The organism is Marinactinospora thermotolerans DSM 45154, from assembly GCF_900167435.1.
GTDB classification, from domain to species: Bacteria; Actinomycetota; Actinomycetes; order Streptosporangiales; family Streptosporangiaceae; genus Marinactinospora; species Marinactinospora thermotolerans.
Window position 1 is genome coordinate 1 of record NZ_FUWS01000012.1, and the last position, 6,144, is coordinate 6,144.

Genomic DNA, 6,144 nt, shown 5'->3' on the forward strand with positions numbered 1-6,144 from the left:
AGATCCGGCTGCCCCCGATGCCGCGCCCGATACGGCATCACCGCGTCGTAGTCATAGGTGAGCTCCCACTTATGCGCATACCGCTCCGCGAGCAGGCACCACCCGTAGTGATCCGGTACACGTTCGGCATACTGCGCGAGCTCCCCAGAAGGAGATCCACCCGCGCGAAGCTCTCTTGTAGGAGTCGATGAGCGGGACGGCTCGACCGGGCATGGCGCTGTGCCGGGAACGCCCACGAGTTCGGGGATGGGAACGAAGAACGCCCGGAGGTTCCCGACCGCCAGAACGATTTCTTCTCGAAGACGAATCGCGAAGATCCGTGTCCATTTCGGACTACGATGAGCCATGTCTCCCTGCTCTCTTCAGGCGAGGCCACGCCCCGGGAGCGGACGCACGCTCGCCGGGGCTTTTTCGGTCAGCATCTTCTAATGCTTAGTATTAGAAGTTAGAGTCACCTGCGTTGACAGCGCAAGGGGGATGCGGAAGATTCTCGGTTCACCGTCACGAGAGGACCCGACATGGGATGGAAACCGACGTACGCCATCATCGCTGAGCGCATTCGGAGGCAGATCACCGAAGGCCAGCTCACGCCCGGCTCACAACTCCCGTCCGAGCGAGAGCTGTGCGACGAACACGCCGTGTCCGCGACGACCATCCGCCGCGCTCTGGCCGAGCTGAAAAACCTCGGGCTACTGGAAAGTCACCAAGGGCGTGGCGTCTTCGTCCGAGAGGGGCGCCGACCGCTCATACGGTACGCGCCACACCGATTCTGGCCTCAGGACCACCCGCAGGCGAGCTACTACCGCGAGGCCGAGACGGCCGGACGGTCCGTCGACGTCATGGCCGAGTCGGTGCGCACCACGGCCTCCGAGCGGGTGGCCGAGTGGCTCGGCATTGAGGTGGGTGACGCCGTGGTACAGGTGACGTATCGCATCACGATGGACGGGCAACCGGTGTCGTCCTCGGTCTGCTGGGAGGTCGCCCGGATCACCGACGGCACCGCGATCGCTGATCCGACCTCCGGCCCGCATGCCGGCGCCGGCCTGGTCGCGCGGTACGCCGCGATCGGACGACCGATCACCGGCATCGCGGAGGTGATCAGCGCGCGGATGCCGAGCACCGCCGAGGCGCAAACGCTCGACATTCCCAGTGGCACCCCGCTGTTCGTGATCGAGCAGACTGCGCACACCGCGAGTGGACCTGTGCAGGTGTCCGAAATCGCCATCCCCGCGGACCGATACCGGCTGTCCTACGACATGCCGATGCCATCCCCGACAGAGGAGTAAACGACTAGTCGTGACAAGTGGGACAGGGGCCGACCTCTCCCCACTCGGGAGAAATAACAATCTCCCCCGTACCGTGACAGGTGGGGCAGACCTGCTCACCGCACTGCTCGCTCATGCGGCCAGATTAGGCCGCCGACTGTAGACCGAGAAGCAGAATGGCCCCTGGAATTCACCGATCGCGCGGGGGCCGTTTGCGACCGATTCCCGAGAAGAACGCACTCTCCGACGTCTGTCCGTGGGAGCCAGCAGCGATACGGACACGATGCCGTCGCGAATCGCATCGGTGATCCACCGGTGAAGCGCCTCAGCCAACATCATGTGAATGACCACCCCGACCACGTGGAGACCTCGACGGTGATGATCGGGCCGCACGCGGCGTTGACTGGCGGCTTCGTCATCCTCGACTTTCCGACCCCGGACCCCAGTGTCGTTTACTTGGAGTCAGCGTTCGACGAGCTGTACCTAGAGAGGGACGAAGAGGTACAGCGGTATGAGCATCTGTACAGGGGCATCCAGCCATCCGCTCTGTCTGTCGACGACTCCGTCGCCTACATCACCGATCTACTGAACACCATGTCGTAGAGGGATACCCATGAACATTTCCCACTCCCACTCCATGAAGTTCCGAAAGTCCAGCTACAGCCAAGCCAAAACGCAGAACTGCGTCGAGGTCGCCGACCTCCCCGGCGCCCAGGCCGTGCGTGACTCCCAGAACCCCGACCTCGGCCACCTGACGTTCCCCGCCGCTGAGATGGCCGCGTTCCTCGACGCCGTGAAGACCGGCCGACTGTAACCGGACAACAGAAACAAAAGAGGCACCAGCGAACCGCCGGTGCCTCTTCGTATGCATACCCAATGCATTTCCCACAAGGAATCGTACCCATCGACGGCCGGCCACGCGAGCCGCCGATGAACCGAGCCCCGACGTAGCATTGGGGCCTTCCTCTCGGGCATCCTCACAAGTGGATACCCGAGAAGAAGCAGAGATGCCCTACGACCAGGTAGTCCCTGGTTCAGTTCACGCTGGCGACACGGTGCCCTCTCGTCAGGGACGCACTCCCGGGCCTTAGCGCTCCAAGGCGCCCGGGACTCCCCCGCGTGCGCGGGGAGCAGCATGCCCGCCTGGTCAGGCCGGCCGCGTGGCCGGCCTGACCAGGCGGGCGAGGGCCGCCGTCCCGAAGCCCTCGGCACCACGGCCCGCATCCCCCGCTCACCGGCGGCGGACCGGCTCCGATCCGCCGCCGGTATATGCCTTTGATGGCCACCACGACCGGGATTCCGATCCTCGGCAGCCTCTCGCGGACGTCGATCCAGGCCACCGTGGTGGTGAAAGGCGCCATTCCCGCCCTCGCCCGGTCGCCCCGCCCCCGCCGAAGCGGGGCTTCCCTGTCGGTCCATATGCGAGAAGCCCTTTCGGGGCTCGCGGAGGTCGCCAGGTGGTGTCGCCCGCCCGAAGGATCCACTCCGCCGACCCGGCAGCGCCCATGACCAGGCGGAGCGCCCGCACGGGGACGGCCGGAACCGGGCGGACGCGGCCCGGCTCCACCCCGCGTGGGTCACGGGTTCCAGGTCATGGTGGCGTAGACCCGATCGAAGCGCCCCGCGGCCAGGTCCTGCCGGGCGATCGACCACGAGTAGAGGGCCATCTCCAGGCCGTCGATACCGTGCTGCCACTGGGCGAGGCACACCCAGTCCTCAGGGCGCACGTCCGTATCGGACGGGGGCAGTTCGCCCCGCGCCTCCGCCCGTGCCGCCTCCCGTCCGGCCGCAACGCTGGGGTCCTCCGCCTGGTACTCGTCCTCGGCGTATCCGCCCAGCTGAAGCCCGACGCCGTAGTCGTTGCCCGACAGCTCCGCCCACACGTCGATCAGGTCGTGGGCCCTGGGGTGTTCCGGGAGGGGCTTACCGAACGGGAACCCGGGAGCGTGGACCGAGGTGTGGAAAGGCAGGGAGACACCGGTTCTCAGGTGGAGCAGCCCCTCCGGGAAGTCCGTTTCGTACGGGTAGTTCCTCCATTCCGGATCGTGGTCTATATGGCGCTCTTCGACGGCCGTGCCGGCCGGGATGTGCAGCGCAGCGCCCAGGTTCCCCTCGCCGATCCGGTCGGGATCGGGGTCGGCGAACAGCAGCAGGTGACCGTCGGCGGGAAGGGCGAGGTCGGTGGCCCCGGCGGGCAGCGCCGCGAGATCGAGAGTGGCGGCGAGCTTGCACCAGGGGTCGGGGGCGTCCACGGGGAGCAGGAGGGGGCCGCCGAGCCGGCCGACCACCGGCCCGTCTCCCCTCCATTCCAGGATGGCGCAGGGGCGGGCGGTGTCCGTCCATCGCGCGATGTCGTCCGGGGGGATGCCCGCCGCGAGCGCGTTCTCACGGAACTCGTTCAGTGTGTCGAGCTTGTCAGGGGTCAACCAGGTCAACGGGATCTCCTGCTGAAAGGGGGGCCGGCGGTGGGAACACGCCGGATGATCGGCCGATCGTGGACGGTCAGCCGTGGATGGTGACCGTCACACCTCGTGCCCTGAGGTCGGTCACCACGGGATCGACGACAGCCGAGGACGAGAGGCACGCGCTCTCGGCCAGGTGGACGTGTCGCAGCGACGGCAGGTCGAGCAGGAGCCGGATGTCCTTGAGCGACTGGTGGCTCCGCAGGTCGAGTTCGGCGAGGTGGGAGAGCGCGGTGAAGGGGGCGGCGTCCTCCGGTTCGGATGTCCCCGGCCCACCTGTACGGGGACCGCGCGGGCCGACCAGAGACGACAGGTCCGCCCAGCGCGCGCCGGACAAGGAGAGCCGTTCGAGGCGGTCCAGTGGGATGTCCTCCACCAAGGGACAGCCGGTCAGCTTCAGTTCACGCAGGCCGGGGCAGCCCTGGAGAGCGCTGAGGGACTCCAGGTCCTTCATGTAGAGGAGGGAGAGCGTGACCAGCGGAGAACCGGACAGGCCGCCGAGATCGCGAACGGCGGTGCCGTTGATCAGCAGCGACCGCAGCGCGGGCAGCCGGCCGAGCCCCGTGAGGTCGGCCAGCGCCGGGCAACTGGTCAGGGTGAGCTTCCGCAGCGCCGGAAGCTCACCCAGCCCTTCGAGGGTGCGCAGTTCAGGGGCACGGATCGTCAGCTTCGTCAGCCGGGGAAGGCCCCCCAGCCCTTCGAGGGTGCGCAGTTCGGGACCGGCGTCGATCTCCAGCTCCGCCAGCTGGGGAAGACCGCCCAGCCCGTCCAGCGTCCGCAGCCCCTTGCGACTTTGAACGTGGAGCGAGCGAAGGTGCGGGAAAGCGGCGAACGGCGCGAGGTCACGAAGCCCGTCGAGGTCGCCCAGCCGAAGGTCGGTGAGGCTCGGCAGTTCGGCGAGTCCGTCCAGATCCGTGAAGGACCGGCAGGAACGGAGATCCAGGGTCTCCAGAGCGGGGAGCGCCTGACCGAAACCACGGACCGAACCCACCTTGGTCCCGCGCAGGATCAGTTCCCGCAGACCACTGAGACGCAGCAACGGCTCGAAGTCCTCGATCGCACCGCAGCCGCCCAGATCAAGGCGGGTGAGCCGGGAGAGACGGCCGATCGGGGTGAGATCCTCCACCTTGCCGCAACCGTAGAGAACGAGGTCCGTGAGGCCGGTGAGTTCACCGACCTCACCGAGGTCGGTGAGCTCACCACACCACTCGAAGCGGAGCGATTCGAGCATGGTGAGATGGCGCAGACCGCGCGGGTAGGAGACGCGGGGAAACCGCAGTTCCGTCCTGCCCTCCCGCCGGAACACCGGTGCGAGCAGGTGCTCGGCGAAACCGTCCGGGTCGCGGACCGTCCCCCACAGACGGACAAGGAACTTGGATGCGTACGTGTCCGCCGAGATGAGCCGGGCGGCGAGTTTCAGGGCATGGCCGCCGTCACCCGGTTCGGACAGCTCCACGAGTTTCCCGACCGCCTTGCGCGCGCGGTACGCCGGAGCCGGCAGGTTCTCGCAGAAGCCGAACGGGTCTCCGTCGGCGATCGCCCATAACCGGACCAGTTCCTCGGTGGAGCAGTCGGATCTGCCGCTGTACCGGACGGCCAGGTCAAGGGCCTCTCCGCCGCCGCCCGACGCGGCCAGCGACATGAGTTCCCGCACGGCCTCACCCGCCTCGGCGGGACTCGCGGTCTCTAGAAGTGCCCGCAACCGGTCGATCCGGGCTGCGGTGTCGTCGTCTTCTTGGGGGTCGCCGGTGGGGGCGCCAGGGGAGGTCGGTCGTGTCATGGGAGGGACTGTAGAGGTAGGGGACGACGACGGGAGCGGCGCGGTCAGCGGACGGGGCCGGCCCCAAGCCTGAGCCCGAAACGGTCACCCGGAACGCCAGTGAGGGACGGCGTTCCCGCCGACGCCGGCTCCAGGCACACGACCGACATCCATCTGCGGGGGGCTCACCCGCAGATGGAGGCCGCAACCAGGCGGCCGCGTCTACACGGCCGCGTCGCCACCACCGTCTGCGCGGTCCGTCCGCACCGCCATGTCTCCACCTCCGCGTCCGCACCGTAGCGTCTCCACCGCCGCAACAGCGAAGGACGGCTCTTCGCGCTGGGGACCGGATCACCTGGGAGTCAGCAGCCCTTGTCGCCCCTCGGGGCGCCATCTCCCTCATGGCGAACATCTGGACGACGAATGACTAGGTGGTCCCTAGTTGATAGTGGGGACACAGTGCCCTCTCGTCAGGGACGCACTCCGGGCCTTGTACTCCAACCAGCCCGGGACTCCCCCGCGTACGCGGGGCTTACGTCCCGCTCGGGCCTCCTCGCCAGGGTTTCCGCGGTCCATCCCCGCGTGCGCGGGGCTTACAGCGGAGTCCGCCCCCAGCGTGGGCTGAAGGTCGGTCCATCCCCGCGTGCGCGGGGCTTAC

5 protein-coding genes are annotated in these 6,144 nt (G+C 67.8%); 3 read left to right on the forward strand and 2 right to left on the reverse strand.

Annotated elements, in window-relative coordinates; genetic code table 11:
• Nucleotides 1-518 precede the first annotated feature (518 nt).
• From B5D66_RS19910 to B5D66_RS19920, 3 genes are all read left to right on the forward strand, one after another.
• A complete protein-coding gene (locus B5D66_RS19910) occupies nt 519-1,286 on the forward strand; it encodes a GntR family transcriptional regulator (protein ID WP_078763320.1) in 768 nt (255 codons plus the stop codon).
• Nucleotides 1,287-1,580: 294 nt separating this feature from the next.
• A complete protein-coding gene (locus tag B5D66_RS19915; protein WP_144390221.1) occupies nt 1,581-1,868 on the forward strand; it encodes a Scr1 family TA system antitoxin-like transcriptional regulator in 288 nt (95 codons plus the stop codon).
• 10 nt (nt 1,869-1,878) lie between these two features.
• Nucleotides 1,879-2,079: a DUF397 domain-containing protein gene (locus B5D66_RS19920; RefSeq protein WP_078763322.1), complete on the forward strand. Its 201-nt coding sequence runs from the start codon at nt 1,879-1,881 to the stop codon at nt 2,077-2,079.
• 763 nt (nt 2,080-2,842) lie between these two features.
• Here B5D66_RS19920 and B5D66_RS19925 read toward each other — a convergent pair.
• Both B5D66_RS19925 and B5D66_RS19930 read right to left on the reverse strand, forming a co-directional pair.
• The gene (locus B5D66_RS19925) at nt 2,843-3,700 is read right to left on the reverse strand and encodes a YwqG family protein (protein ID WP_200813721.1); all 858 of its coding nucleotides are present in this window, start codon (nt 3,698-3,700) and stop codon (nt 2,843-2,845) included.
• A 67-nt stretch (nt 3,701-3,767) separates the two neighbouring features.
• On the reverse strand, nt 3,768-5,507 hold the full coding sequence (locus B5D66_RS19930; RefSeq protein ID WP_200813722.1) for a leucine-rich repeat domain-containing protein: 1,740 nt from the start codon (nt 5,505-5,507) through the stop codon (nt 3,768-3,770).
• Nucleotides 5,508-6,144: the final 637 nt, after the last annotated feature.